Below are 25,254 nucleotides of genomic sequence, written 5' to 3' on the forward strand. Positions count from 1 at the left end.
GGCCGCAGGCGGCATGGCGGACCTTCGCCAACCCGAACGCGAGGGCGGTGCAGGCGTTTCCTCGACCACGCCCACGACCGGCTCCGGGTTCGTGGCCGATCTGACCGGCCTGTTCGGCAGTGACGGTGCGGCCGGTGGCGGTGAGGATCGGAGGCGCTGGAGATCGGCAGGCTCAGTCGGCGACCAGACGAAGGGCGGTGGCGGGTGACAGCCGGTGCAGGGCGAGCAGCGTGGACACGACGCCGACCCGGATCGTGTCGCGGTTTCGGCTCAGCGGCCGTTGCGGATGTGGCGGGACGGCACGACATTCGCGCGGCCGACCGCCAAGTGGCACGACGACTTCGCCTCGGCCGACCGGATACCGCTGACCGGCGCCTTCGACGGTGACGGCAAGACCGACGTCGTGAGCTTCCCCCGCGGCGCCAGCGCGCGGACGTGAGAGTTGGCTCGTCTGATCCCCACTGACTGACGATCTACAGCCCTTGGTCAGTGGCCGCGGGTAGCTCGATGCGGACGGAGGTGCCTCGGGTCGCGGGTGGGGTCGCGAACTTCACGCTGCCGCCGTGCGCGATGACGGTGTCGGCGACGATGGCGAGCCCGAGTCCGGAGCCGGGGAGAGCGCGGGCGTCGGGTGCTCGCCAGAAGCGGTCGAAGGCGTGTTGACGGTGCGTGGCGGGGATTCCGGGTCCTTCGTCTGTGACGGTCAGCCAGCCGGGTCGTGAACGGACTGTGATGGTCGAGTCGGCGGGCGAGAACTTGATCGCGTTGTCGAGGAGGTTGAGCACGGTGCGTTCGAGCGCGGTTTTGTCGCCGATCACCAGCCAGGGTGTGTGGTCGATGTCGAAGCGGTGCCCGCGGGCCCGGCTTTCGGCCCGGCGTGCGGCGTTGTCGATCACGGTCGGGATGTCGACCGGGGTGCGTTCCAGTTCGCGTTCGTCTCGGGCGAGGATGACCAGTTCGTTGACCAGGTCGCGGAACTCGTGTGCTTGGGCCTGGAGCCGGTTCAGGATCGTCGCCTGCTGGCCGGCCGGCAGTGGCCGGCCCGTGCTTTGACTGAGGATCAGGAGGTCGACGTTGGTCAGCAGGCTGGTCAGTGGGGTACGCAGTTCGTGTGCGGCGTCGTTGACCAGTTCGCGCTGGCGGTGTCGCGACTCCGAGAGTGCGGCGGTCATGGCCGCGAACGCGCGTCCGAGGCGGCCGGCCTCGTCCCGGCCGGACACGGTGATCGGCGTTTGGAGATCTTCGGTGCGGGCGATCTCCTCCGCGGTCTCGGTCAGTCGCTCCAGCGGGGCGAGTGCGCTGCGGGTGAGCAGGCGGGCCGCCACACCGACAAGCGCGGCCGCGAGGACCGACACGACGATCAGCACGTTGCGCAGGCCGGTGAGCGTGCCCTGGATCTCGGTGAGGCTTCGGCTGACGACCAGCACGTCACCGTTTTCAAGCGGACGCAGGAGCACCCGAACCGGAGCACCAGAACTGGTGTGACCGTCGCGTAAGGTCACGTCGTCGAGGTCGAGGTCTCCGGGTTCGATGACGACCGGTTCGACTCCCGTGGGCACACACGTGGTGCCGTCGCTGCCGAGTAGCTGGATATCTTCGAGGAATCGTCGCAGGTCCCTGTTGACGGGATCCGGCGAGCACAGGGCGGTGAGATCCGGGCGGCGCGGGCCGGGCGCGGGTGTCGTGCGGGGCGGCGGCTGCCCTTCCCGTAACGTCTCGTCGAGTTGGGTCCGCAGGTTGTGCTGGGTGGCGAACCACGCGATGGTGCTGATCGTGGCGATCGCCACGGCGACGACGCACGCGGTGGCCCAGGTGATCCGGTTGCGGAGCAGCATGCGTCGCTCGCGCCGCGTTCGGCTCATGACGGCAGCCGGAGGACGAACCCGACACCTCGGACGGTGTGCACCAGTCGGCTCTGGCCGTCGGTCTCTGTCTTGCGTCGCAGGTAGCTGATGTAGACGTCGAGGTTGTTGGTGCCGTAGTCGTGGCCCCACACGGCGTGCGTGAGGTGGTTGCGGGTCAGGACCTTTCCCGGTCGCTCGAGCAACGCGGCCAGGAGGGCGAACTCGGTCGGGGTGAGGTCTATCGGCCGGCCCGCTCGCACGACCTCTCGCGTGCGCAGGTCCAGACGCAGGTCCGCGAATCGCCGAACATGCCGCGCGGAGATGTCACCGCGGTTCTGCCGGAGTAGCGCGCGGACACGGGCGAGCAGTTCCTCCAGCGCGAACGGCTTGATCATGTAGTCGTCGGCGCCGGCGTCCAGGCCGGTGACCCGGTCGCCCAGCCCGTCACGCGCGGTCAGTATCAGCACCGGCATCCGCTCTCCCGCGTCACGGAGCCGGCGACACGTCTCCAGTCCGTCTATCTCGGGCATCATCAGGTCGAGAATTGCCAGGTCGAGTGCCTGCACGTTGCTGACCAGCCGCAAGGCCGCGGCCCCGTCGGCGGCGGTGACGACGTCGTAGCCCGCGAACTCCAGACTGCGCTGCAGACTGTCCCGGACGTCGGGATCGTCATCCACCACGAGTATGCGCATGCCACCTCGCCCTGTCGTCACTCTGGGTGTACGCGTGTGGAGGTTACTGGTCTGCGCTGTGCGGGGGCCCGCGGAGATCGGCTCCGCTCTCACGGTTTTCTCAGGCCAGCCCAAGGGTGTTCTAACACTCGGCGCAGCACTGTAGGTGCCCGTCCGACCACAACACAGTGCTCGGGAACGGTCGTGCCGAAAAGAAACGGGAGAGGCCACGTTGTCGGTCAGCGCTGCCGAGCAAGGCGATGTCGTTGGCTCAACGACCACCATGCCGCACCGGTTCCTCCGCATGGGTTCCGACGAGACAGTCATCGGCATGGGCTTGGTCGACTCGAGCGCCTACGGCGGTTCACCCGAGCCTGAGCAGCCGGGCGGAGGTTCCGCCGGCGTGGGCACGCAGACCTCTGCGACTGCGATGCCCGACCGCCCGCGTGCACCGCGCGCGGTGCACGCGGCCCAGACGCACAGGTTGCCCACAGGCAACTCGAAGGACCCCGACAGTTTTCCCCGCGACGGTCGTGTGTCCGGGGTTCGCCATGTCACGTTGAGCGCGAGGAGTAATTGGTGCGTTCCTTGTTTCACCGCATGAAGAAACGATGGCTGGTGGTGGCCGTGGCGGTGGTGCTCGCGGTGGGTGGTGCGGGGGCGTGGTTGCTTCTCACGCCTTCGGAGGGCGCCGCGGAGATGATGACGGCCACCGTCTCGTCCGGTACCCAGCGGCAGAGCGTCTCGGCATCGGGCACCATCGAGCCGGCAGACCGGGCCGACCTTTCGTTCGCGGTCAGCGGAGAGGTCGTCAGCGTCGACGTCGCGGAGGGTGACACCGTCACCGAGGGCCAGGTGCTCGCGACGGTCGACGACGAGCTGCTCCAGGCCAATGTGGACGCCGCACAGTCCTCGCTCGACGCCGCCAACGCCCAGCTCGACGAGGACACGGCCAACGGCGCCTCCGACACCCGGATCGCCGCCGACCAGGCTGCCGTGGTGTCCGCCGAGAGCGAGCTGTCCTCGGCGCAGTCGTCGCTCGATCAGGCGGAGCTCCGCGCCCCGATCGCCGGCACGGTCGCCTCGCTCGACCTGGCGGTCGGCGACGAGGTGTCAGCCGGGAGCGGTTCGAGCGATGGCTCGGGCGCCACGGGCCAGGGACCGGCCCCCGGCCCGTCGGGCGGGTCTCAGGGCTCCACGGCCGACACCAGCTCGTCGGCCCAGGTCACCATCGTGTCGACCAACCGCTTCGTCGTCGAGGCGAAGGTGGGCAGCTCGGACGTCGAGAGCGTCAAGGCCGGCCTGCAGGCCGAGATCACGCCGGTCGACGCGACCGAGGCGGTGTACGGCACGGTGAAGTCGGTGGGCAAGGTCGCCTCCGCGGACAGTTCCGGCGCGGCCGCGTTCCCGGTCACGATCGAGGTCACCGGGGAACGCGACGACATCTACGCCGGCTCTTCGGCCACCGTCTCGATCATCGTCGAGCAGCGCGACGACGTGCTGACCGTGCCGAGCCAGGCCCTGCACAGCGAGGGGTCGACGACCTACGTCAACCGGATCGTCAACGGCGAGCGCGTCCGCACCGACGTCGAGATCGGCACCGCCTACGGCGCACAGACCGAGGTCGTCTCCGGCCTCTCCGAGGGTGACGAGGTGGAGATCACCGGCTTCACCCGCGCACCAGGCGGCGGTGGCGGCGGCGGTGGGGGTGGCGGATTCCCGGGCGGTGGCCAGTTCCCCGGTGGCGGACAGTTCCCCGGTGGTGCGCGGCTCCCAGGGGGTGGGGGGCGATGACCACGCCGATGACCACGCCGATCATCGAGATGAAGGACGTGCGCAAGACCTACGCCACCGGTGCGATCGAGGTTCAAGCGGTGCGCGGGGTGTCGGTCACCATCGAGTCCGGTGACTACGTCGCGATCGTCGGGCCGTCCGGATCGGGCAAGTCGACGTTGATGCACATCCTCGGCTGTCTGGACGTGCCGACCTCCGGTGTCTACCGGCTGGCCGGCGAGGATGTCGGCGACCTGTCCGAAAGCCGGCTGGCCGTGATCCGCAACCGGCGGATCGGTTTCGTCTTCCAGCAGTACAACCTCCTGCCGAGCATGACGGCCTGCCGCAACGTCGAGCTGCCACTGGCGTATGCGGGTGTGCCGGCCGCGGAACGGCGTGAACGCGCGGTGCGTGCGCTGGAAAGAGTCGGTCTCGGCAACCGGTTCGAGCACCGCCCTGGCGAGTTGTCCGGCGGCCAGCAACAGCGTGTCGCCGTGGCCCGTGCACTGGTGACCGACCCGGCGCTGATCCTCGCCGACGAGCCGACCGGGAACCTCGACTCCTCCTCGACGGCCGACGTGCTCAGCCTGTTCGCCGAACTCCACGCGGCGGGCCGCACGATCGTGCTGATCACGCACGAGCAGGACGTGGCCGAGCAGGCGGAGCGCACGCTGGTCATCCGCGACGGCGTGCTGTCGGACCGGGTGCTGGCCTCGTGAACTGGACGGATACCTTCCGCAGCGGCCTCGAGGCGATCCGCGCCCACCGGCTCCGCTCGGTGTTGACGATGCTCGGCATCGTCATCGGCATCGCCTCGGTCATCCTGACCGTCGGCCTCGGTCTCGGTGCCCAGGACGAGGTGCGCAAGCAGATCGACGCGCTGGGCAGCAACCTGCTGATCGTGTCGCCGGGCAGCAGCACCTCCCAGTCGGGAGTGCGGGGCGGGTTCGGCTCCGCGTCGACGCTGACCATGGACGATGCGAGCGCCATGGCCACGGAGTCGGTGGCACCGGACGTCGCCGCCGTCGCACCGGTCACCACGAGCTCGCTGTCGCTCACCGTCGGCACCACGAACTGGACGACGAGCATGGTGGGGACCACGACGTCGTGGCAGTCGGTGCGCAACCGGACGCTGTCCTCGGGCCGGTTCTTCAACCAGGGCGAGGTCGACGGGGCCGCCGACGTCGTCGTGCTCGGCGCGGACACCGCGAGCGAGCTGTTCGCCGTCGGTAACCCGATCGGCCAGCAGGTCAATGTGGGCGGCACGATGATGACCGTCGTCGGGGTCCTCGAGCCCAGCGGCGGATCGTCGAGCAGTTCCAGCGACGACGACATGGCCGTGGTCCCGATCGGCACGGCCAAGCGGGTGTCGGGCTCGTCCACCTCGTCGGTGTCCACGATCTACGTGCAGGCCGACTCGGCCGAGTCGTTGAGCGCCGCGCACCAGGAGATCACGTCGCTGCTGCTGAACCTGCACGGCGTCGACGCCGCCGACGTCGACTTCTCGATCTCGACCCAGGAGTCGCTGCTGGAGACGGCGAACGCGACCAACGAGACCCTGACGATCCTGCTCGGCGGCGTTGCGGCGATCTCGTTGCTCGTCGGCGGGATCGGCGTCATGAACATCATGCTCGTCGCGGTCACCGAGCGGGTCAGGGAGATCGGCCTGCGCAAGGCGCTCGGCGCGACACCGCGGGCGGTCCGCCGCCAGTTCCTCGTCGAGGCCGGTGTGCTCGGTGCCGTCGGTGGCGTCGTCGGCATCGGTATCGGCATCGGCGGCGCCTACGTTCTTCCCGGCCTGATCGACCAGCCGGTCAGCGTGTCACTGGTCGCGACCCTCGCCGCCATCGGCGTCGCACTCGCGATCGGGCTCGGCTTCGGTGTCTACCCGGCCAGCCGTGCCGCCCGGCTCACCCCGATCGACGCGCTGCGCAGCGAGTGAGCACCTTCCCCCACGGAGAGAGACCGATTCCATGATTCGCATCCAGCATGCGCTCCTGGCCGCCACCACGGCCGCCATCCTGACCGTCACCGCGTGCGGCTCGGACGACTCCGGTGCCACCGGCCAGGACACCGAGCAGGGCGCGGCAGGCCAGGGAAACGGGCGCGGCGGTCCCGGTGGCGGGGCGGGATTCCCCGGCGCCACCGGCGAGATCGCCGCCATCTCCGGCACCACGATGCAGGTGCAGAACGCGCAGAGCGGGCAGGTCTCGGTCACCTACACCGACACGACCACGTTCACCCAGCAGGTCGCGGCGACGCTCGCCGAGTTGAAGGTCGGCGACTGCGTCCGGGTCACGTCCGAGGACTCGGGGGACGACTCCGGGGATTCCGTGACCGCCGCGACGGTCTCGATCAGCGAGTCGGTCGACGGATCGTGCGGGATACAGGGTGGCGGCGGCCGGGGCATGCCGGGCGGCGGAATGGCGCCCCCCAGCGGGGAACGGCCGTCGAGGCCCAGTGGGGAACGGCCGTCGCGGCCCAGCGGTGCGCCGTCGGCACCGGGCGGGGGTGACCGAGGGCAGTTCGGTGGCGCGTCCGGAACGGTCACCGCGGTCACCGCCGACGGCTTCACGGTCGAGTCGACCGTCCCGGGCTCGGAGGACACACGAATGGCCACGGTCACGGTGTCCGCAGGCACCACGTGGACGACCAACGCCGACGCGACCGCGGCGGCCCTCGAGGTCGGCCGCTGTGTGACGGCCACCGGGGAGTCCGACGACACCGGGGCCGTGACCGCGACCAACATCAACATCACCGACCCCGTGGACGGCGAGTGCGCCGGTATGTTCGGGCGAGGCGGAGGGTTCTGATCATGCGTGCACTACTCAGGCCCCCCGTGGTGCCGTGGGTCATCGGCGCGGCCGCGGTGGGGCTCGTCGCCTCGGTCGGCGCGGTCAGTGTCGCGGCCGGCGACACTTCCGAGCAGTACCGGCTCGCCACGGCGAGCACTGGCGACGTCGAGCAGACGGTGTCCACCAGCGGGACGGTCGACCTCGTCAACCGGGCGGACGTCGCGTTCGGGACCAACGGCACGCTCACCGACCTGGCCGTCGCGGTGGGCGACCACGTCACAGCCGGACAGCCGCTGGGCAGCCTGGACACGACCGTCCTGCAGGCCGCGGTGGATGCCGCCGAGGCCGAACTCGCCGACGCGACAGCCGCGATCGAGGCCGCCGAGCAGGAACAGGTGGACACAGCTCAGGCCGCCGTGGCGGTCGCGCCCACGGACAACCAGCCGACGGCCCCAGCCCAGCAAGCCGACCAACCTACCGACTCCGCGCTCGCCGGTCTGGCCGCCCAGGTGAAGAAGCAACAGCAGGCGGTGCGCACGGCCCAGACCACGGCCACCAAGGCCATCACCGCGGCGAAGTCGGCGCTGGCCACGCAGACCGAGAAGTGCGCCAACGCCTACCAGCCGGACACCGCAGCGCCCACCGAACCCACCGCATCCGAACCGGCAACAGTCGAACCGCCTGCCCAGAACGCGGCCTGCTCGGAAGCGCTGAACGCCGTGACAGCCGCGCAGGACGCGGTCGCCCAGGCCCAGGACACGTTGCAGAGCACCATCGACGACCTGGCCGGGTCGCTCGACCGGGCCGTGGCCGAGGTGCAGAAGTCCGCGAGCTCCTCCGGTGCCGACCAGCCCAGCGGCAGCAGCGACGCTCAAGGAGGCGGGGACCAGCCGCAGAACGGTGGCCAGTCCCAGAACGGTGGCCAGTCGCCGAACGGTGCCGAGGAGCCCCCGGGCTCCGGTTCCAGCGCCACCGGCATCGCGTCCGGCCAGGCGCGGATCGACCGCGCTGAAGCGGATCTGTTGGCGGCCGAGCAGTCCCTCATCCACGCGAACCTGACCGCGCCGATCGCGGGCGAGGTGGCGTCGGTCGAGGTGACCGAGGGCGACAGCGTGACCGCGGGCGACACCGCGATCGTGCTGATCGGCAGCGGCGACGCCGTGATCGAGACGACGGTCCCGGTGGAGCGGATCAGCGACATCGACGTGGGCCTGGAAGCCACGGTGACCCCGTCCGGCGCGAACGAAGGAGTCACGGGCACGGTGACGCGCATCGGCCGTCTGGCCGACACCGCGTCCGACTCGGTCGCCTACCCGGTGACCGTGACCGTCGACGAGCCCACCACCACGATGCTGGCCGGGAGCACAGCGAGCGTGACCATCGTGGTGTCCACCATCGACAACGTGGTCACCGTGCCCACATCGGCCCTGACCCGCGGCGGCCGCGACACGGTCACCGTGTACGCGGACGGTCAAGCCATCACGCGGCAGGTGACCGTCGGCGCGGTCGGCCCCCTCCGCACCGAGATCCAGGAAGGCGTGGCTGCCGGTGAGCAAGTGGTCCTGGCTGACCTCGGCGAACCCCTGCCCAGCGCCGAGACGCCTACAGGCGGCGGTCCCGGTGGCGGCGGCGGTGGTGGCGGCTTCGGCCGCGGTCCCGGTGGCGGGCCGGGAGGTGGGCCCATGGGGCGCCCCGCCGGTCGGTGACCCGCCGTCCTGTGGTGACCGCCACGAGCCGGAACTCCCCGTGACGAGCGGGCAGGAACCGGTGGGGAGTCCGTCCGTGTGCTGGCCGTCGCCGACGAACCCGCGCTCGCGGAACTCCTCGCCAAGCCCGTCAGCCTGGCAGAGGTGGTACTACGCCTGCGGACACTGCTCCGCCACGCCGGTATGGACGTGGCGTCCCCAGGGCCGTCCCTCGTGATCGGTGCCCTCATCCTCGATGAGGGCAACCATGAGGTCACGAGGGGCGGTCGGCGGATCGACCTGACCACCGTCGAGTTCGATCTGCTGCGCTTTCCGATGCGCACGCCGGCCAGGTGCTGACTCGGGGTGTGGATGGCTCCTTGCGGGTCGCGTTCCTCACCTGCGTGCACGCTGCGGGTGCCCGGTGGTGTCGGTCATGCCTCTCCTTCGGCTGCTGTGATCAACGCGGTGGCCGCGGTGTCGATGTCCTCGGGTGTGGTCCAGCGGCCGAGTGACAGCCGGACTGCGGCGAGGGCGCGGTCGGTGGGGTGGCCATGGCGGTGAGGACGGGGGAGGGGGTGTGGGTGCCGCTGTGGCAGGCCGAGCCGGTGGACGCGGCGAGATTGGCGGCGGCGAGCAGTTCGTGCCCGAGGGTCCGCCAGCACAGCGAGTACGCCGCGGGGCACGTCACGGGCTCCGTCCACCTGGGACGAGAATGCGGCGGATCTCCCGCAAAGCCGTGCCCTGGTCCGGGATCGAGCACAGCACCAGTGCACGCACCACTGTGGTGGCGGATGGAGCCGCGCGAAGACCGGGTGGTGCACCATGGCGCTCACCACGCCACCAGCCCACCGGTGAGAGTTCCGGTGTGGACGGCCGGCTCGGACACGGGCACCGCGAGCCGCATCGCCGGAAACCGGCTGGGCAGTTGGCGGAACACCGCACGCAGTTCGAGCCGGTCGAGCGGAGCGCCGATGCTCTTGTTCCGCTCATCTGCCGCGGACGCTCAGATTGATCACGGTTACAAGCCTGCAACAACAAGACCGCAGGTCAGCGATAACGCTGACCTGCGGTCCTGGTGTACGCCGCCAGGGACTCGAACCCCGAACCCGCTGGTTAAGAGCCAGCTGCTCTGCCAGTTGAGCTAGCGGCGCGTATCGGAGGAGATCTCTCCGCCGCGACGTGTGGAACCGTATCACGGGCCCCTGAGGCCACTGAAACGGGATTCCCTCTTGCGGGTGGATGGCCTGCTCCAGGGTGTCGGACCCATCGGGCACACTGTGGCTGACGATCAGAGGTAGATGGGGCGGTGTGTTATGGCTTGGGGCGGCCGACGGCGGGGGTTACTCATCAGCGGGGTCATGAGTCTCGCTGTGTTGATGGTCACGTCGTGTACCAGTGGTGAGGCGGCGACGGAACCGAAGAACGACACGAGCGAGCAGACTTCGAGCGCGAAACCGGCGCCGCCGAAGAAGCCGGTCAAGCTCACGATCACCCCGGGTGACAAGGCGGCCGACGTGGTGCCGGGTGGTCCGGTCACGATCGCCGCGATCGACGGCAAGGTCACGCAGGCCACACTGGTCAACGACGACGGCGAGCCGGTCGCGGGCCGGTTGTCCCCGGACGGCACGACCTGGCAGACCACCGAGCCCCTCGGTTTCGGCAGGACGTACACGGCCACCGCGACGGGCCAGGGCACGGACGGCAAACCGGCCACTGTGACGTCGGTCTTCTCGACCGCGACCCCGCGCGTGAAGGCCGACGTGGCGATGAACCCGCTTGACGGCCAGACGGTGGGCGTCGGCCAGCCGCTGGCGTTCTACTTCGACGTGAACATCGAGAACAAGGCCGCCGTGGAGCAGGCGATCCAGATCTCGGCGACCCCGCACACCGAGGGCGCCTTCTACTGGTTCGACGACAGCGAGGTCCACTGGCGCCCGAAGGAGTACTGGGCGGCGGGCACGAAGATCACGATCAACGCCGCGATCTACGGCAAGGACTTCGGCAACGGCGTGTTCGGCAACGACAGCCGCCTTGCCAACATCACGGTGGGCGACGCGATCGTGGCCACCGCCGACGGCGCCACCCACCAGATGACGGTGACGGTGAACGGCGAGGTGGCGAGGACGATTCCCATCTCCATGGGCAAGCCCGCGCACGAAACCCCGGTGGGCACGTACGTGGTGATGAGCGAACACTCGAACTACACGATGGACTCCAGCACCTACGGCGTCCCGGTCGACTCGTCAGCCGGCTACCGAACGACCGTCGCGGTGGCGAGTCGCATGTCGAACAGCGGCATCTTCTACCACTCGGCCCCGTGGTCGGTAGGCGACCAGGGCCACCGCAACGTGAGCCACGGCTGCATCAACATGACAACGGAAAACGCCCGCTGGCTACAGGACATAAGCCAGAAAGGCGACGTGATCACCGTCCAGAACAGCGGCGGCCCGGTCCTGGAACCCTGGGACGGCCTGAGCGTCTGGCAGGTCCCCTGGGACGAGTGGAAAGCAGGCGGCAAACGCTGACCAAGCCTTCGAATCCGGGCTTCGTTGCTGTCCCTTGCCTGGTTTGACGGTTTGTCCCTCGACGGACGGGCAGGTCTGGGGGTGACGTCGTGGTGGTTGTCCTCGCCGGACGGGCAGGTCTCGGGGGTGGCGGGGGGATGTTGTTTGGCTGCGGTTGGGTTCGGGTCTGCCTGCCATCCCGTCAACCTCCCTACGGGCTATCACACCGCGCCAAGGGGGGCCGGTTCGTGCTTGGTGTGATTCGGGTGTTTGGCCCCCCTTGGCGCGGCGTGATCGGGCGTTGCCAGGTCGACGGGATGGCAGGGAGCCCCTTGGTGGTGGGCTGACGCCACCGTCGGGGTTGCGAGGGTAGAGCCCGCTTCGCGGGCAGCTTCCCGCTTGCGGGACCCGCTTCGCGGGCCGAGCGCGGAGCGCCCAGGCTTTGGGGTGCCGTGAAAGGCGCGTTGACGGCGTGGCAATGCCCTGAAAGGCGCGTTCAGGGCGCTGAGCGCCCTGAACGGCCCATTGACGGCACTCGTTATGCCGTGAACGCGCCATTCACAGCACCCAAACCCACTGATAGCCCGAACACGAGCCCACCCAAAACGCGAGGTGGCGAAGCCAAGATCGAAAGCCCCCACGCAAAGATCGAAAGCCCCCACGCAGCCAGGGCAACAATCACGCACCGTGGGGGGCATGGGGGGCTCGGCCCCCCAGGACAATGACGAACCCGCCCGGGAAGGTGGCCCCGAAGGGCCACCGAACAGGGTCATCCACGGGTGAGTGACGGGACTTGAACCCGCGACATCCTGGACCACAACCAGGTGCTCTACCGGCTGAGCTACACCCACCATCGCTGCCGGTGCCGCACTGACAGCGGGCATATCGTAACCCGGCTGGCAAGCGGTCAGGTTTCGGGGTTCATCAGGGCCTCTGCCACGGCTTTTGCCTGGTCGCTCGTCGGGCCGGGGGCGGGGACGAACGCGGTGCCGCGGTAGTACCGGAGTTCCCGGATGGACTCCTTGATGTCGGCGAGTGCGCGGTGGGTGAGGCCCTTGCCGGGCTGCGCGTAGTAGATCCTCGGGTACCAGCGCCTGCACAGTTCCTTGATGGACGACACGTCGATCATCCGGTAGTGGAGGTGGGCGTCGAGTGCGGGCATGTCGCGGGCGATGAAGCCGCGGTCGGTGGCGATGGAGTTGCCGCAGAGGGGTGCGGTGCGGGCGTCGGGGATGTGTTTGCGCACGTAGTCGAGTACCTGGGCCTCGGCGTCGGCCACCGCGACGGTCGACTCGCGGACGAGTGGGGTGAGGCCGGAGTTGGCGTGCATCTCGCGGACGACGTCCGGCATGGCGTCCAGGGCGGCGTCGTCGGCGTGGATGACGATGTCGATGCCGTCGTCGACGATGTTGAGCTCCGAGTCGGTCACGAGAACCGCGATCTCGATCAGTGCGTCTTTACTCAAGTCGAGGCCGGTCATCTCGCAGTCGATCCACACCAGGTTGTCCGTCACCCGACGGAGCTTATCCCGGTACGCTTGTTTGATCTCGCAGCTTGCGGGGGTAAAGGCTTGGCGCGAGGCTTCCCGGTACGCGATTCACCTAGTGGGGCGATGCGGATGGGCAAGGATGTCGAGCGGACCGAGTTCACCCGCGCGGACCGGCAACGGTTCCGCGAGAAGGTCAGGCAGTGCCTGGACGTGTTCGCGCAGATGCTCAAGCAGTCGGCGTTCGACACGGACCGGCCGATGTCGGGGCTGGAGGTGGAGCTGAACCTGGTCGACGCGGCCGGGGACCCGACGATGAAGAACCAGGACGTCCTGGACGCGATCGCGGACCCGGACTTCCAGACCGAGCTCGGCCAGTTCAACATCGAGATCAACCTGGCGCCGAGGGTGCTGGGGCCGGACGGGCTGACCGGGTTCGAGGAGAGCCTGCGCGCGTCGCTGAACGCGGCGGAGGTGAAGGCGGAGTCGGTCGACGCGAACATCGTGATGATCGGGATCCTGCCGACGCTGCGGCACGAGCACATGGGCGCGGACACGTTGTCGTCGAACCAGCGCTACAAGCTGCTCGACCAGCAGATCTTCGCCGCGCGCGGGGAGGACCTGGAGATCAACATCGCGGGTGAGGAGCGGTTGGTCACCCAGGCCGACACGATCGCGCCGGAGTCGGCGTGCACCAGCGTCCAGTACCACCTGCAGGTGGCGCCGGAGCAGTTCGCCGACTACTGGAACGCGAGCCAGGTCATCGCGGGCATCCAGGTCGCGCTGGCCGCCAACTCGCCGTACCTGTTCGGCAAGCAGCTGTGGGCGGAGAGCCGCATCGCGTTGTTCGAGCAGTCCACCGACACCCGGCCGGACGAGCTGAAGGCGCAGGGTGTGCGGCCGAGAGTGTGGTTCGGCGACCGGTGGATCACGTCGATCTTCGACCTGTTCGAGGAGAACGTCCGGTACTACTCGGCGCTGCTGCCGCTGTGCGACGACGAGGATCCCGCGCAGGTGCTCGCCGAGGGCGGCGCGCCGCAGCTGAGTGAGCTGCGGCTGCACAACGGCACGATCTACCGCTGGAACCGGCCGATCTACGACGTGGTCGACGGTCGTCCGCACCTGCGGGTCGAGAACCGGGTGCTGCCCGCCGGCCCGACGGTGGTGGACGTGATGGCCAACGCGGCGCTCTACTTCGGCCTGGTCCGCGCGCTCGCGGAACAGGAACGTCCGCTGTGGACGCAGATGAGCTTCTCCGCGGCGGAGGAGAACTTCCACGCCGCGGCGAAGGGCGGGATCGGGGCGCGGGTGTACTGGCCGGGGATCGGCGACGTGCCGGTCACCGAGCTGGTGCTGCGCAGGTTGCTGCCGCTCGCGCACACCGGTCTGGACCTGTGGGGCGTCGCGCCCGAGCAGCGGGACCGGCTGCTCGGCGTGATCGAGCGGCGCTGCATCTCCGGCCGCAACGGCGCGACCTGGCAGGTCGACACCGTGCGCGGGCTGGAGGAGACCCGCTCGGTCACCCGTGAGCAGGCGCTGCGCGAGATGACCCGCCGTTACGCCAGCCACATGCACACCAACGAGCCCGTGCACACCTGGCCAGGGGTGTAGCGGACCTTGTCAGCTCTCATCCTGCGTCTTGGACGCGTCGACCACGGCGTCGCGGAGCACGGCCCGCAGCCGCCCGACGTCGAGCGGGTTGAGCACGGCGGTCTCACCGGGCGGCGCGACGACCACGACCCGGCCCTGCCGGACGAACACCGTCAGGTCACGTCGCCTGCCGGCGAGGTCACGACACGTGATCGACCATTCCTTATGGTTGGTCACATTCCCATCCTCCGGCCATTCCGTACGTCCCCCCGCATTATTCGTTTGACACAGAGACGTCGCGACGACCGGGTCGTGACGCGTGTTTCACCATCCTCGACGAAAGGCTTGACCGAACATGGCTGAACCGCGCCGCATCGTGATCGTGGGCACCGGGCTCGCCGGCGCCTCGGCGGCAGGTGCGTTGCGCGAGCAGGGCTTCGCAGGGGACGTGCTGCTCGTCGGTGAGCAGCGGTACCGGCCCTACGAGCTGCCCGCGCTGTCCAAGGGCATCCTGCTCGGCGACACCGAGGAACCGGACTGGGTGCACGACGAGTCGTTCTACGCCGAGAAGAACATCGAGCTGCGGTTGCGCACGAAGGCGACCGCGATCCACCTCGGCGACCGGACCGTCGACGTCGGCGGTGCGACGGAGTCGTGGGACCGGCTGGTACTGGCCACCGGCTCGACGCCGCGCCGCCTGCGGGTCCCGGGTGCCGACTTCGACGACATCCGTCGGCTCCGCCGCCTCGACGACGCCCGTGACCTGCGCAAGGAGTTCACCGAGGGCAGGCGTGTGGTGATCGTCGGCGCGGGCTGGATCGGGTGCGAGGCCGCGGCGGCGGCCCGCAAGCACGGCGCGGACGTGACGGTCGTCGACCCGTTGCCGCAGCCGCTGCACCGCGTTCTCGGTGACACGGTCGGCGGGGTGTTCCGCAGGATGCACGAGGCCGAGGGCGTCACGTTCCGCCTCGGGGTCGGGGTCGCCGAGTACGTCGGCGAGAACGGGCACGCCACCGCCGTCCGGCTCGACGACGGCAGCGAGGTGGCCGGTGACGTGCTGCTGCTGGCGGTCGGCGCGCGGCCGAGGACCGAGCTCGCACACGAGGCCGGGCTGGAGATGTCCGAGGGCGCGGGCGTCGACGTGGACACCACGCTGCGGACCTCGGCGCCGGACGTGTACGCGGTCGGCGACATCGCCGCGCACTTCCACCCGCGTTACGGGCAGCGGGTGCGGGTCGAGCACTGGGCCAACGCGAAGGACCAGGGCGCGCACGTCGCGAAGAACCTGCTCGGCGCGGCGGAGCCGTACACGGCGAGCCCGTACTTCTTCTCCGACCAGTACGACCTCGGCATGGAGTTCCGCGGGCTCGCCGACCCGTTCGCCGACGAGCTGGTGGTGCGCGGCGACCTGGAGGGGCGCGAGTTCATCGCGTTCTGGCTGCGGGACGGCGCGGTGCGGGCGGCGATGAACGTCAACATGTGGGACGACGGCGACGCGCTGGCCGCGCTCGTGGACACGCAGGCCAGAGTGGAGCCCGCGAAGCTGGCCGACGCCGATCTGGCGGGGCTGGTGGGGTAGCCGCCGGGGGAGGTCGCATGGCGGAGGGTTCGATCGACGCGGCGTTCGTGCAGGCGGCGCGGCTGGCCGACGAGGGACGGCCGAGGGCGGCGATAGTCGTGCTGGAGTCCGCGCTGGCGACCTACCCCGGCAACGCCGCGGCCTGGTGTCGGCTCTCCGCCGTCTACCTGGAGGTGGGTGAACCGCAGGAGGCGCTGACCGCGGCCAAGCGCGCGATGCCGCTCGGGCAGCCCGCGTGGGCGCACCGGCTCGCGAGCCTCGCGCTCGTCGAGCTGGAACGCTACGAGGAGGCCGTGGTGTCGGCGGGCGAGGCCGTGCGCCGCGACCCGGACGACTGGCGCGGGCTGGTGACGCTGGCCGAGGCGCTGGCGCGCAGCGAACCGGAGCAGGCCGTGCGTGCCGCGCGGGCGGCGGTGGCGCTGGCGCCGGAGGAGGCCCGCGCCCACGAGGTGCTCGGCGACGCCGCGATGCTGGCCCACGACTGGATGCTCGCCGAACGGTCCTACCGCGACGCGCTGGTTCGCGACCCGGCGAACGACGACGTGATCGCCAAGGTGGCCCGCCTCGCGTCCCGCCCGGCTGACAACGCGCGCAGGCGAAGGAAACCGGTCCGCACCAGGGGTGAGCCGGGCTTCGACCGGGTGGCGCGGGTGGCGTGGTACCTGGCGGTGCGGCGGGCCGCGGCGTGGCAGGCGGTGCTGGCGGTCGTGCTGGTGTTCGCGTCGCTGGCGTGGGTGGGGCTGGGGGCGCTGCTGTTCGTGGGGGTGCTGGCGTGGCGGGGGTTCGCGGGGCTGCCGCCAGGCTCCCGCGTGCCGTTGCCCGCGCTGTGGGCGCGGGCGCCGCTGGTGGTGGTCGCCTGCGCGGCGCTCGCGGTGTCGTACGTGGCATTGCTGGTGTGGACGGTCGTGATGGCATTCGGCGGGGTGTTCGTGTCCTTGCTGGTAGTGGCGTTCTGTCTCGCTGTGGTCGCGGTCGTGAACAGTTCGTTCGGGTTGTGGCGCATGTGGTCGCGGGCTCGTTAGTGTTCGCCGGAACCACGCGGCTCCTGGGCGCGTCGGTGCTGGTAAGACTTCTTTTCTCAACGAGGGGACGAGCCCATGATTCGGCTCGGTGCCGTCCTGGCCCTGTTCGGGTTCGGTTCGGCGTTGCTGCATTTCACCGAAATCCAGTTCCGGCTGCTCATGTGGGCCGAGGAATGGCAGCCCGCGCTCGGCCTGATCCTCGGCGGCGTCGGCGCGGTGTTCCTGCTGATCGCGACGCTGCGCGCCAAGGACGAGCCCGCCGCACCGCAGGGTGCCTACGGCCCGCCGCAGGGCGCGCCCGCCACCCCGCAGGGTGGGTTCGGGCCGCCGCAGGGCACCTACGGGCAGCCCGGCTACCCACCGCCTGGCGGTCCGCAGCCCGGTTACGGCCCAGGCCACCCGGTGGCCTATCCACCGCCCGGCTCTGGCCAGCCGCTGGTTCCGCGGCAGGGCCCGCAGTACGGGCAGCGGCCACCGCAGGGCCCGCCGCCACCGCGTGGACCGATGCTGGACCACGGTCCGCAGGGTGGACCGCCGTTCGGTCCGCAGGGCCGGTAGCTGTTGAATGGCGCGGTGGAACTGACACGCAGGTTCACCGCAGAGCAGTTCGAAAGCGGGCTCGGGTCGTGGGCATGGCTCGGGCTCGACGGCAAGAAGCCCGTGTTCGCCTCCCCGTTCGGCGACGTGTTCCTCGAGTCGGGCGAGGGCATCTGGTGGCTCGACACCCTCGACGGGGCACTGACCTGCCCGTGGCCGGACCCGGCGGCACTGGAGACCGACCTGCGCACCGACGACGGCCAGGACCGGTACCTGCTGGCCGGACTCGCACAGGCAGCCGAACACCGCGGCCTCGTGCCCACCGACACCCAGGTCTACGGCTTCACGGCACCACCCGTACTCGGCGGCGCACTGGACGTGGACAACGTCGAGGTGATCGACTTCGTGGTGTCACTGCACATCGCCGGGCAGATCCACGAACAGGTCCGCGACCTCCCACCCGGCACCCCGATCAGCGGGATCACGATTTCCTAGGAGCAGCAGCGTGGCTGGCCAGTACGGCGGGTACCAGAACGAGATCTACCTGCAGGGCCTCGGCGACCAGGTGCCGCCGTTCACCACCGATCCGACGCGACTGGAAGCCGTCGCGCGGGAGAAGCTCGACGACGGTCCGTACGGGTACGTGGCCGGTGGTGCCGGGGCCGGGGCGACGATGCGTGCCAACCGTGCGGCGTTCGACCGGTGGCGGATCGTGCCGCGCATGCTCACCGACGCCACGTCGCGGGACCTCGCGACCACCGTGGTCGGGACCGAGTTGCCCTCGCCGGTGTTGCTGGCGCCGATCGGGGTGCAGTCGATCGTGCACCCGGACGGTGAGCTCGCGACCGCCAGGGCCGCGGCCGCGCTCGGGGTGCCGATGGTGCTGTCGACGGCGTCGTCGAACACGATCGAGGACGTCGCCGCCGCCAATGGTGACGGGACACGCTGGTTCCAGCTGTACTGGCCGAACGACAACGAGGTGACGATCAGCATCCTGCGGCGGGCCAAGGCCGCCGGGTTCACGACGCTGGTGCTCACGCTCGACACGTGGACGCTGGCGTGGCGGCCCAACGACCTCGACCAGGCGTACCTGCCGTTCATCCGCGGCATCGGCACGGCGATCCCGTTCTCCGACCCGGCGTTTCGCGCGAAGCTCGCGAAGACGCCCGAGGAGGACCCGACCGCCGCGATCCTGCAGTGGATCCCCATGTTCACCGGCACCGACCACCACTGGGACCAGCTGCCGTTCCTGCGTGAGCACTGGGACGGCCCGATCGTGCTGAAGGGCATCCAGCACGTCGAGGACGCCTCGCGCGCCGCGCAGGCAGGGATCGACGGCATCGTGGTGTCCAACCACGGTGGTCGGCAGGTCGACGGTGCCGTCGGCGCGCTGGACATGCTGCCGGAGATCGTCGCGGCGATCGGTCACCGGATGGACGTGTTGTTCGACTCCGGTGTGCGGACCGGTGCCGACGTGCTGAAGGCCCTCGCCCTTGGCGCCAAGGCGGTGCTGCTGGGGCGGCCCTACGTGTACGGGCTCGCGCTCGGCGGCGAGGACGGTGTCCGTCACGCGGTGCGCAGCGTGCTCGCCGACCTCGACCTGACACTCGGGTTGTCCGGCCACCGCACGCTCGCCGAGCTGACCCCGGACACGTTGCGCCGCACCTAGACGACCGATTCCGCGAAGACCACGTGAAGTGGTACTGGCGTGCGGACACGTCGTTCAGGCCATCACACCCGAGCCCGCAGGGCAGGCCAGCGCCGTTGAAGGCGCGGTCACGGCATGGCGGGTGCCCTCAATGGGCCTTTCAGGGCGCCCAGCGCCCTGAACGCGCCTTTCAGGGCATTGCCACCAGGCACCCCCACCCGGCCGCCCTGCAAGTCCGGCCTCCTGACGCTCGTCACTTCGCGTCGGCGTAGCAGTCGACCACCGCCGCCTCCAGTGGGAAGTGGACCGGGGTGTCGCCGAAGACCAGGTGGGACGCGGTCAGCGCGGCCGACGTCACCGCGTCCGCCACCGTGTCCGCGATCTCCGCCGGGCAGTGGACCATCACCTCGTCGTGCACGAAGAAGACCAGCTGGGCTTCCGTGCCCGCGATGCGTCTGCGCAGCGTGGCGAGCAGCGTCAGCGCCCAGTCCGCGGCGCTGGCCTGCACCACGAAGTTGCGGGTGAACCGGCCCCAGTCGCGGGCCGCCTGACGGGACCGGCGCTCGTCGGTGTCCGGTGACCCCATCAGCGCGCGCCACTTCTCGCTCGGTGGCGGCGAGGTCCTGCCGAGGCGGGACCGCACCACCTGGCCCTCCTCGCCGGCGCGGGCCGCCGCCTCCACGTACTCCACCGCCTGCGGGAACCGCTTGCGCAGCTTGGCCAGCAGCGGACCCGCGCCACCGCTCGTGCCGCCGTACATCGCCGACAGCATCGCGATCTTGGCGTGGCCCCGGTCACCGTCGAACACCTCCTCGGCGAGGCCCGCGTACAGGTCGACGCCGCGTGAGACCTCCGCCAGCTTGCGGTCGCCGGCCAGCGCGGCGAGGACCCTTGGCTCCAGCTGTGCCGCGTCCGCCACCACCAGCGCCCAGCCGTCGTCCGCGCGGACCGCGGTGCGCAGCTGTTTCGGCAGCTGCAGCGCCGCGCCGCCACGCGTCGCCCAGCGGCCCGACACCACGCCGCCCACCACGTACTCCGGGCGGAACCGGCCGCCGGACACCCACGCGTCCAGCCACGACCAGCCGTGCGCCACCCACAGTCGCGCCAGTTCCTTGTAGCGCAGCAACGGGGCGACGGCCGGGTGCTCCACCTCCTTGAGCACGTGCGCCCTGCTCGACGGCACGTCGATGCCCGCGCGCGAGAACGCCCGGACCACGCTCGCCGGGTTGTCCGGATTCACCTGCCGCGACTCGGGCGCGCCCGCCAGCCCGAACGCCTCGGTGATCTCCTCGGCCAGCTCCGCGAGGACCTTCGGCCGCGCGCCCGTCGACGGTTTGGGGCCCAGCAGCTCCGTGAGCAGAGCCGTGTGCACGTCCGCACGCCACGGGAGCCCGTGGTGCGTCATCTCCTCGGCCGCCAGCGCGCCCGCGGACTCCGCCGCGACCAGCAGGTGTAATCGGTCGGGCTGGGCGGTCGCGGCGATGCGCCGCAGCTGGTCGTCGTACACGGCGGCCGCTGCCGTGAGCGGGTCGGTGCCCGCCGGTGCCGGTTCCCGCTCCGCCTCGAACAACGCCGGCTGCTCGGTGCGTGCGGCGGGGCGGGGATCGTCCGGTTCCGGCAGGTCGCGCATGCGGGCCCACGTGGCGGCCAGGTTGCGCGGGCGGCCGGGGCGTTCCTCGAACGCCAGCAGGATGCCCTCGGTGAGCGCGAGGTCGTGGCAGCGGTCGAGGCGCACACCGGCGCGCAGCAGGTCGGGGTAGATGGCCGGAACCGAGGGCAGCACCCAGCGCGCGTCCCGCCCGGCCATCCACCCGGCCAGGTCGGGGACGCGTTCCGGCACGCCGGAAGGGCCGAGCACCTGCCCGGCGCCGTCCGCTTCCGGCACGACCACCACCCTCATGCCACGCATTGTGCGCGTGACCACCGACAATTTCCGGAGCCGAGCCGAAGCGACCCCATCGAACAGAGAGTGGACCGTTAGTTAACTAGCCAGTAGGTTCGGGGGAGGGACGTGACGAGGAGGTCAGCGAGTGTTCAGGGCGCTCTCCCAGGTACCGGCCGCGATCCGTGGGTTCGACGTGCTCAGGCGAGCGGGGCTTGCCCCGGTTCTCCGCCCTGACCAGGCGCTTCGCTCGCTGCTCACGCTGCGCAGGTTCGGCCCGATCGCGGGCGCCGCGCAGGTCGCCGCCGACCGCGACGAGACGGCGGTCGCGATCGTCGACGAGCTGGGCCCGCTCACCTACCACCAGCTCGGCCTGCGGGCCAACGCGCTGGCCAGGGCGTTCGCGGACCGAGGACTCGGGGCCGGCTCGGTCATCGCGCTGCTGGCCAGGGACCACCGCGACGCGGTCACGACCATGGTCGCGGCCGGAAAGCTCGGCGCCCGCATCCTGCTCATGAACACCGGGTTCGCGAAGCCGCAGCTCGTGGACGTCGCCCGCAGGGAGAAGGTCGAGGCCGTCGTCTACGACCAGGAGTTCACCTCATTGGTGGACGCTCTTGACAACGCCGTCCAGCGCGTCATCGCGTGGGTCGACGGCGAGCACGACGTGCCGACCGTCGACGAGCTGGTCGCCGAGACCGACGACCGGCCCCTGCCCAACCCGCCGCACCCCGGCGGCCTCGTGCTCCTGACGAGCGGAACCACCGGCACGCCCAAGGGCGCGCCCCGCACCGTCCGGTCCCCGCTGGCCGCGGCCCAGTTCCTCGACCGCATCCCGCTGCGCACCGGCGAGTGCACGGTCATGGCCGCGCCGCTGTTCCATGGGACGGGCCTGTCGCAGTTCTTGCTGTCGCTCTCGCTCGGCTCGACCGTGGTGCTGCGCCGGAAGTTCGACCCCGAGGTGACGGTCCGCGCCATCCAGGACAACAAGGCCACCGCGCTGGTGCTGGTGCCGACCATGCTGCGGCGCATCCTCGACCTCGGCGACGACGTGCTGAAGCGCTACGACACCTCGTCGCTGCGGATCGTCTTCTGCGCCGGGTCCGCCCTGCCGCCCGAGCTGGGCAACCGCGCGACCGAGGCGTTCGGCGACGTCGTGCACAACCTGTACGGGTCGACCGAGGTCGCGGTCGCCACCGTCGCCACGCCGGAGGACTGGCGGAAGGCGCCGGGCACCGTGGGCCGCGCGCCGGTCGGCTGCCGGGTCGCGCTCTACGACGAGAACGGCGCGAAGATCACCGCGCCGCACGTCGTCGGTCGCGTGTTCGTCGGCAGCATGCTGTCGTTCGAGGGCTACACCGACGGCAGGCACAAGGAGATCATCGACGGGCTGCTGTCCAGCGGGGACGTCGGCCACTACGACGACGACGGCCTGCTGTTCATCGACGGCCGTGACGACGACATGATCGTGTCCGGCGGCGAGAACGTGTTCCCCGGCGAGATCGAGAACCTGCTGCTCGAGCACGACGCCGTCGCCGAGGCCGCGGTGGCGGGGGTCGCCGACGACGAGTACGGGCAGCGGCTCGCCGCGTACGTGGTGCGCAGGCCGGGCGCCGGCGTCGACGGCGAGGAGCTGAAGGCGTACGTGAAGGCCAACCTGGCCAGGTTCAAGGTGCCGCGCGAGGTCGTGTTCGTCGACGAGCTGCCGCGCAACGCGACCGGCAAACTGCTGCGCGACAAACTCGCCTGAATTATCACATCAAGATTTCGAGCGCAACCGTAGATGGTCGGGAATATGGTCTCATAATTCGAGCAAATAGCCGACGCAGATTTCCAGACGATCGTCGGGTCGATCCTTTCATGCAGGTCAGCGCCTTGTTGCTGGGCCATTCGGGCTAGAACTGGCAACGGTCAGTCATTGCCTTGAGTCGTGACGCGCGGGCCTAATGGCCATTAGGCAATCCGTGCCGAACGTTTTAGGGGCACCAATTGCGCAGGGCGCGGATTGTCCTTTATCAGTCGGGGACTGGAAGGGTACGCAATGAAACTCACGAGTCGGGGCAGGCTCATCGCGGGTGCGGGTGTCGCGGGTGCGGTGGCGGTCGCCACCGCGTTCGCGGCACTGCCCGCACAGGCGGCAGAGGGGCAGATCCTGCTGGCCGGTGGCGAGAACGCGGTCGCGGGCAGCTACATCGTCGTGCTGAAGGACAGTGCCGTCGACGGGGCGCGGAGCGCGTCCGTCGCCACGGCGGCGTCGAGCCTGTCCGCCAGGCACGGCGCGCAGGTCAGCCGTACCTACTCGAGCGCGCTGAACGGGTTCTCCGTGCACGCGACCGAGGCGGAGGCCGGACGGCTCGCCGCGGACGGCGCGGTCGAGTTCGTGCAGCAGAACCAGACGTTCACGATCAACGACACGCAGGAGAACCCGCCGTCGTGGGGGCTCGACCGCCTCGACCAGCGGGACCTGCCGCTGGACAGTTCGTACACGTACACGGGCAAGGGTGACGGCGTCACCGCGTACGTGATCGACACCGGGGTCATGGTCGACCACCCGACGTTCGAGGGCCGGGCGACCGGCGGCTTCGACGCGATCGACGGCGACGACGACCCGGCCGACGGGCACGGGCACGGCACGCACGTGGCGGGCACGATCGGTGGCGCCGAGTACGGCGTGGCCAAGGGCGTCGGCATCGTCGGCGTGCGGGTGCTGGACGACAGCGGCTCCGGCACGACCGAGCAGGTCGTCGCGGGCATCGACTGGGTCGCCCAGAACGCCAGCGGCCCGTCGGTGGCCAACATGAGCCTCGGCGGCGGCGTCGACGAGGCACTGGACGAGGCCGTGCGCGGTGCCGTCGCCTCTGGCGTGACCTTCGCGATCGCGGCCGGCAACTCGTCGGCCGACGCGACCGGCTTCTCGCCCGCCCGCGTGACCGAGGCGATCACCGTCGCCGCGTCGGACGACGCGGACGGCCAGGCGTCCTTCTCCAACTACGGTGAGGTCGTCGACCTGTACGCGCCGGGCGTGGACATCACCTCGTCCTGGAACGACGGCGCCGAGAACACGATCAGCGGCACCTCGATGGCCACCCCGCACGTCGCGGGCGCCGCCGCGCTGTTCCTGTCCGCGAACCCGGACGCCACCCCGGACGACGTGGCCGCGGGCCTGACCGGCGCCGCGTCCCCGGACAAGATCACCAACGCCAGCCCTGGCACGCCGAACCTGCTCCTGTATACGGGCGAGTGAAGCAGTTGTCCACAACCCACTGAGTTGTCCACAACCATGCCAGGCGACCTCCCGCCAGCCGGCATACCCCGGTAAGCTGGCAAGGCGGGACGCCCCCGGGATCGGGTGGGGGTTGGGGTTCGCGCGCGCGAGGCGATGGTGCGTCGTCTGGATCGGTGGTGCGCGGGCCTCGGGGTTTGGCGGAGCGCTCGGTCGGATTCCGGCCGGGCGCTCCGCTTTTTGTTCGCCCGGGGGCCCGGCAAAGTCGGTGAACGTGCGACGCCGCCCGATGCCCGAAAGCGCCTTCGGGACACGACACCGGCGCCCGCGCGGCGTCTGCGGCACAACGAGTGCCGTCAATGGGCCGTTCAGGGCGCCCAATGCCCTGAACGCGCCTTTCAGGGCATTGCCAACGCCGTCAACGCGCCTTTCGCAGCACCAGCCCCGGGCGCTACGCGCCCGGGGCTGGTGCAGCGGGCGCCGCGCCCGCAGGGGCAGCTGCCGTGGCCGTGGTTGCCGTCTGGTCCACACCGGACTAGGGCGGCTCGGGGAAGCCCAGGTGTGCCCGGTTTTCCGGGGTGTCCTCGTGCACTCGCCACTCGGCGACCGTGTCGTCGACGATCGTGGCCGTCCACAGCGCCGGGCCTGCCAGGGCGGGCTCCGCGCACTCCGAGTGCCCCGCGATGCGGACCACGTTCCCCGTCGCCATGAGTGACCGGAAGACGTTGCGGTAGTCGGGGAACGCCGCGAAGAAGCCGCGCCACGCCGCCACGCAGGCCTGCCTGCCCGACACCGTGTTCGACTCCGCGTCGACGAACCGGTGGTCGTCGGACATCAGCCGCGCGAGGCCGTCGAGGTCGCGGCGGTTGACGCAGTCGTTGAACCGGGTGGCCACGGCCACCGGATCGATTGTCACCCGGCCACGGTAATCCGCGTTGTGCGCGTCGACCACCTGTTCTTGTGCAGTGATGCAGGTCTCAACCAAATGGGGAAGGCTCTGCATCGATGAACC

The 25,254-nt window shown here is 70.3% G+C and carries 23 protein-coding genes and 2 tRNA genes; 16 read left to right on the forward strand and 9 right to left on the reverse strand.

Going from position 1 to position 25,254, the window contains the following annotated elements:
- Positions 1-214: 214 nt before the first annotated feature.
- Positions 215-439, forward strand: a complete 225-nt coding sequence (locus ACFPCV_RS31885; protein WP_378060368.1) for a hypothetical protein — start codon at positions 215-217, stop codon at positions 437-439.
- Positions 440-473: 34 nt separating this feature from the next.
- On the opposite strand, the gene ACFPCV_RS31890 is transcribed toward ACFPCV_RS31885, so the two are convergent.
- Together ACFPCV_RS31890 and ACFPCV_RS31895 are read right to left on the reverse strand one after the other, a co-directional pair.
- Positions 474-1,862 (reverse strand): sensor histidine kinase, encoded by a 1,389-nt coding sequence (locus tag ACFPCV_RS31890; protein WP_378060370.1) that lies wholly within the window; start codon positions 1,860-1,862, stop codon positions 474-476.
- Entirely contained in the window at positions 1,859-2,536 is a 678-nt protein-coding gene (locus tag ACFPCV_RS31895) for a response regulator transcription factor (RefSeq protein WP_378060372.1), read from the reverse strand. The genes ACFPCV_RS31890 and ACFPCV_RS31895 overlap by 4 nt, the downstream gene beginning before the upstream one ends.
- 558 nt (positions 2,537-3,094) lie before the next feature.
- Here ACFPCV_RS31895 and ACFPCV_RS31900 point away from each other — a divergent pair.
- From ACFPCV_RS31900 to ACFPCV_RS31925, 6 genes are all read left to right on the forward strand, one after another.
- Positions 3,095-4,309 carry an efflux RND transporter periplasmic adaptor subunit gene (locus ACFPCV_RS31900; RefSeq protein WP_378060374.1) on the forward strand — a complete coding sequence of 405 codons (1,215 nt, stop codon included), beginning with the start codon at positions 3,095-3,097 and terminating at the stop codon, positions 4,307-4,309.
- Positions 4,306-5,007: an ABC transporter ATP-binding protein gene (locus ACFPCV_RS31905; RefSeq protein WP_378060376.1), complete on the forward strand. Its 702-nt coding sequence runs from the start codon at positions 4,306-4,308 to the stop codon at positions 5,005-5,007. The genes ACFPCV_RS31900 and ACFPCV_RS31905 overlap by 4 nt, the downstream gene beginning before the upstream one ends.
- Positions 5,004-6,230 carry an ABC transporter permease gene (locus ACFPCV_RS31910; protein ID WP_378060378.1) on the forward strand — a complete coding sequence of 409 codons (1,227 nt, stop codon included), beginning with the start codon at positions 5,004-5,006 and terminating at the stop codon, positions 6,228-6,230. The genes ACFPCV_RS31905 and ACFPCV_RS31910 overlap by 4 nt, the downstream gene beginning before the upstream one ends.
- 31 nt (positions 6,231-6,261) lie before the next feature.
- Positions 6,262-7,101: a DUF5666 domain-containing protein gene (locus ACFPCV_RS31915; protein WP_378060380.1), complete on the forward strand. Its 840-nt coding sequence runs from the start codon at positions 6,262-6,264 to the stop codon at positions 7,099-7,101.
- A gap of 2 nt (positions 7,102-7,103) precedes the next feature.
- Positions 7,104-8,789 carry an efflux RND transporter periplasmic adaptor subunit gene (locus tag ACFPCV_RS31920; RefSeq protein ID WP_378060382.1) on the forward strand — a complete coding sequence of 562 codons (1,686 nt, stop codon included), beginning with the start codon at positions 7,104-7,106 and terminating at the stop codon, positions 8,787-8,789.
- Between the two features lie 78 nt (positions 8,790-8,867).
- Positions 8,868-9,128: a response regulator transcription factor gene (locus tag ACFPCV_RS31925; protein ID WP_378060384.1), complete on the forward strand. Its 261-nt coding sequence runs from the start codon at positions 8,868-8,870 to the stop codon at positions 9,126-9,128.
- Positions 9,129-9,228: 100 nt separating this feature from the next.
- Here the strand turns inward: ACFPCV_RS31925 and ACFPCV_RS31930 are convergent, their stop codons facing one another.
- A complete protein-coding gene (locus ACFPCV_RS31930; protein WP_378060386.1) occupies positions 9,229-9,459 on the reverse strand; it encodes a hypothetical protein in 231 nt (76 codons plus the stop codon).
- Between the two features lie 390 nt (positions 9,460-9,849).
- A tRNA-Lys gene (locus ACFPCV_RS31935) sits at positions 9,850-9,922 on the reverse strand.
- Between the two features lie 207 nt (positions 9,923-10,129).
- Between ACFPCV_RS31935 and ACFPCV_RS31940 the strand changes: the two genes are divergently transcribed.
- A complete protein-coding gene (locus ACFPCV_RS31940; protein WP_378060388.1) occupies positions 10,130-11,296 on the forward strand; it encodes a L,D-transpeptidase in 1,167 nt (388 codons plus the stop codon).
- 757 nt (positions 11,297-12,053) lie between these two features.
- Here the strand turns inward: ACFPCV_RS31940 and ACFPCV_RS31945 are convergent.
- Positions 12,054-12,126: transfer RNA gene (locus ACFPCV_RS31945), tRNA-His, on the reverse strand.
- A 56-nt stretch (positions 12,127-12,182) separates the two neighbouring features.
- Positions 12,183-12,788, reverse strand: coding sequence for an oligoribonuclease (orn, locus tag ACFPCV_RS31950; RefSeq protein WP_378060390.1), 606 nt, complete (start codon positions 12,786-12,788; stop codon positions 12,183-12,185).
- A 105-nt stretch (positions 12,789-12,893) separates the two neighbouring features.
- On the opposite strand from orn, the gene ACFPCV_RS31955 reads away from it, so the two are divergent.
- Positions 12,894-14,372 carry a glutamate-cysteine ligase family protein gene (locus ACFPCV_RS31955; RefSeq protein ID WP_378060392.1) on the forward strand — a complete coding sequence of 493 codons (1,479 nt, stop codon included), beginning with the start codon at positions 12,894-12,896 and terminating at the stop codon, positions 14,370-14,372.
- Positions 14,373-14,381: 9 nt separating this feature from the next.
- Here ACFPCV_RS31955 and ACFPCV_RS31960 read toward each other — a convergent pair whose 3' ends face one another.
- Entirely contained in the window at positions 14,382-14,588 is a 207-nt protein-coding gene (locus ACFPCV_RS31960) for a hypothetical protein (protein WP_378060393.1), read from the reverse strand.
- Positions 14,589-14,706: 118 nt separating this feature from the next.
- Here ACFPCV_RS31960 and ACFPCV_RS31965 point away from each other — a divergent pair, with 118 nt between their 5' ends.
- The 5 genes from ACFPCV_RS31965 (at position 14,707) to ACFPCV_RS31985 (ending at position 19,158) form a co-directional block, all read left to right on the forward strand.
- Positions 14,707-15,930, forward strand: a complete 1,224-nt coding sequence (locus tag ACFPCV_RS31965; protein WP_378060395.1) for an NAD(P)/FAD-dependent oxidoreductase — start codon at positions 14,707-14,709, stop codon at positions 15,928-15,930.
- Between the two features lie 17 nt (positions 15,931-15,947).
- Positions 15,948-16,952: a tetratricopeptide repeat protein gene (locus ACFPCV_RS31970; RefSeq protein ID WP_378060397.1), complete on the forward strand. Its 1,005-nt coding sequence runs from the start codon at positions 15,948-15,950 to the stop codon at positions 16,950-16,952.
- A gap of 75 nt (positions 16,953-17,027) precedes the next feature.
- Complete coding sequence (locus ACFPCV_RS31975) at positions 17,028-17,510, forward strand: hypothetical protein (protein ID WP_378060399.1); 483 nt, start codon at positions 17,028-17,030, stop codon at positions 17,508-17,510.
- Positions 17,511-17,525: 15 nt separating this feature from the next.
- On the forward strand, positions 17,526-17,984 hold the full coding sequence (locus ACFPCV_RS31980) for a T6SS immunity protein Tdi1 domain-containing protein (RefSeq protein WP_378060401.1): 459 nt from the start codon (positions 17,526-17,528) through the stop codon (positions 17,982-17,984).
- 10 nt (positions 17,985-17,994) lie between these two features.
- On the forward strand, positions 17,995-19,158 hold the full coding sequence (locus tag ACFPCV_RS31985) for a lactate 2-monooxygenase (RefSeq protein WP_378060403.1): 1,164 nt from the start codon (positions 17,995-17,997) through the stop codon (positions 19,156-19,158).
- A 232-nt stretch (positions 19,159-19,390) separates the two neighbouring features.
- Here ACFPCV_RS31985 and ACFPCV_RS31990 read toward each other — a convergent pair whose 3' ends face one another.
- Positions 19,391-21,037 carry a bifunctional 3'-5' exonuclease/DNA polymerase gene (locus tag ACFPCV_RS31990; RefSeq protein ID WP_378060405.1) on the reverse strand — a complete coding sequence of 549 codons (1,647 nt, stop codon included), beginning with the start codon at positions 21,035-21,037 and terminating at the stop codon, positions 19,391-19,393.
- A gap of 130 nt (positions 21,038-21,167) precedes the next feature.
- Here ACFPCV_RS31990 and ACFPCV_RS31995 point away from each other — a divergent pair, with 130 nt between their 5' ends.
- Positions 21,168-22,769 (forward strand): AMP-binding protein, encoded by a 1,602-nt coding sequence (locus tag ACFPCV_RS31995; protein WP_378060407.1) that lies wholly within the window; start codon positions 21,168-21,170, stop codon positions 22,767-22,769.
- Positions 22,770-23,060: 291 nt separating this feature from the next.
- Positions 23,061-24,263 (forward strand): S8 family peptidase, encoded by a 1,203-nt coding sequence (locus ACFPCV_RS32000; RefSeq protein ID WP_378060409.1) that lies wholly within the window; start codon positions 23,061-23,063, stop codon positions 24,261-24,263.
- A gap of 514 nt (positions 24,264-24,777) precedes the next feature.
- Here ACFPCV_RS32000 and ACFPCV_RS32005 read toward each other — a convergent pair.
- Entirely contained in the window at positions 24,778-25,158 is a 381-nt protein-coding gene (locus tag ACFPCV_RS32005; protein WP_378060411.1) for a nuclear transport factor 2 family protein, read from the reverse strand.
- Positions 25,159-25,254 lie beyond the last annotated feature (96 nt).

Origin of the sequence: Actinophytocola glycyrrhizae (assembly GCF_042653545.1) — a bacterium.
Taxonomy (GTDB): Bacteria; Actinomycetota; Actinomycetes; order Mycobacteriales; family Pseudonocardiaceae; genus Actinophytocola; species Actinophytocola glycyrrhizae.

Bases quoted from the DNA above. Each gene is read 5' to 3' on its own strand.
- ACFPCV_RS31890 (WP_378060370.1), bottom strand. From the start codon at position 1,862: ATGAGCCGAACGCGGCGCGAGCGACGCATGCTGCTCCGCAACCGGATC.
- ACFPCV_RS31895 (WP_378060372.1), bottom strand. From the start codon at position 2,536: ATGCGCATACTCGTGGTGGATGACGATCCCGACGTCCGGGACAGTCTG.
- ACFPCV_RS31905 (WP_378060376.1), top strand. From the start codon at position 4,306: ATGACCACGCCGATGACCACGCCGATCATCGAGATGAAGGACGTGCGC.
- ACFPCV_RS31915 (WP_378060380.1), top strand. From the start codon at position 6,262: ATGATTCGCATCCAGCATGCGCTCCTGGCCGCCACCACGGCCGCCATC.
- ACFPCV_RS31920 (WP_378060382.1), top strand. From the start codon at position 7,104: ATGCGTGCACTACTCAGGCCCCCCGTGGTGCCGTGGGTCATCGGCGCG.
- ACFPCV_RS31940 (WP_378060388.1), top strand. From the start codon at position 10,130: ATGAGTCTCGCTGTGTTGATGGTCACGTCGTGTACCAGTGGTGAGGCG.
- ACFPCV_RS31955 (WP_378060392.1), top strand. From the start codon at position 12,894: ATGGGCAAGGATGTCGAGCGGACCGAGTTCACCCGCGCGGACCGGCAA.
- ACFPCV_RS31965 (WP_378060395.1), top strand. From the start codon at position 14,707: ATGGCTGAACCGCGCCGCATCGTGATCGTGGGCACCGGGCTCGCCGGC.
- ACFPCV_RS31970 (WP_378060397.1), top strand. From the start codon at position 15,948: ATGGCGGAGGGTTCGATCGACGCGGCGTTCGTGCAGGCGGCGCGGCTG.
- ACFPCV_RS31975 (WP_378060399.1), top strand. From the start codon at position 17,028: ATGATTCGGCTCGGTGCCGTCCTGGCCCTGTTCGGGTTCGGTTCGGCG.
- ACFPCV_RS31990 (WP_378060405.1), bottom strand. From the start codon at position 21,037: ATGAGGGTGGTGGTCGTGCCGGAAGCGGACGGCGCCGGGCAGGTGCTC.
- ACFPCV_RS32000 (WP_378060409.1), top strand. From the start codon at position 23,061: ATGAAACTCACGAGTCGGGGCAGGCTCATCGCGGGTGCGGGTGTCGCG.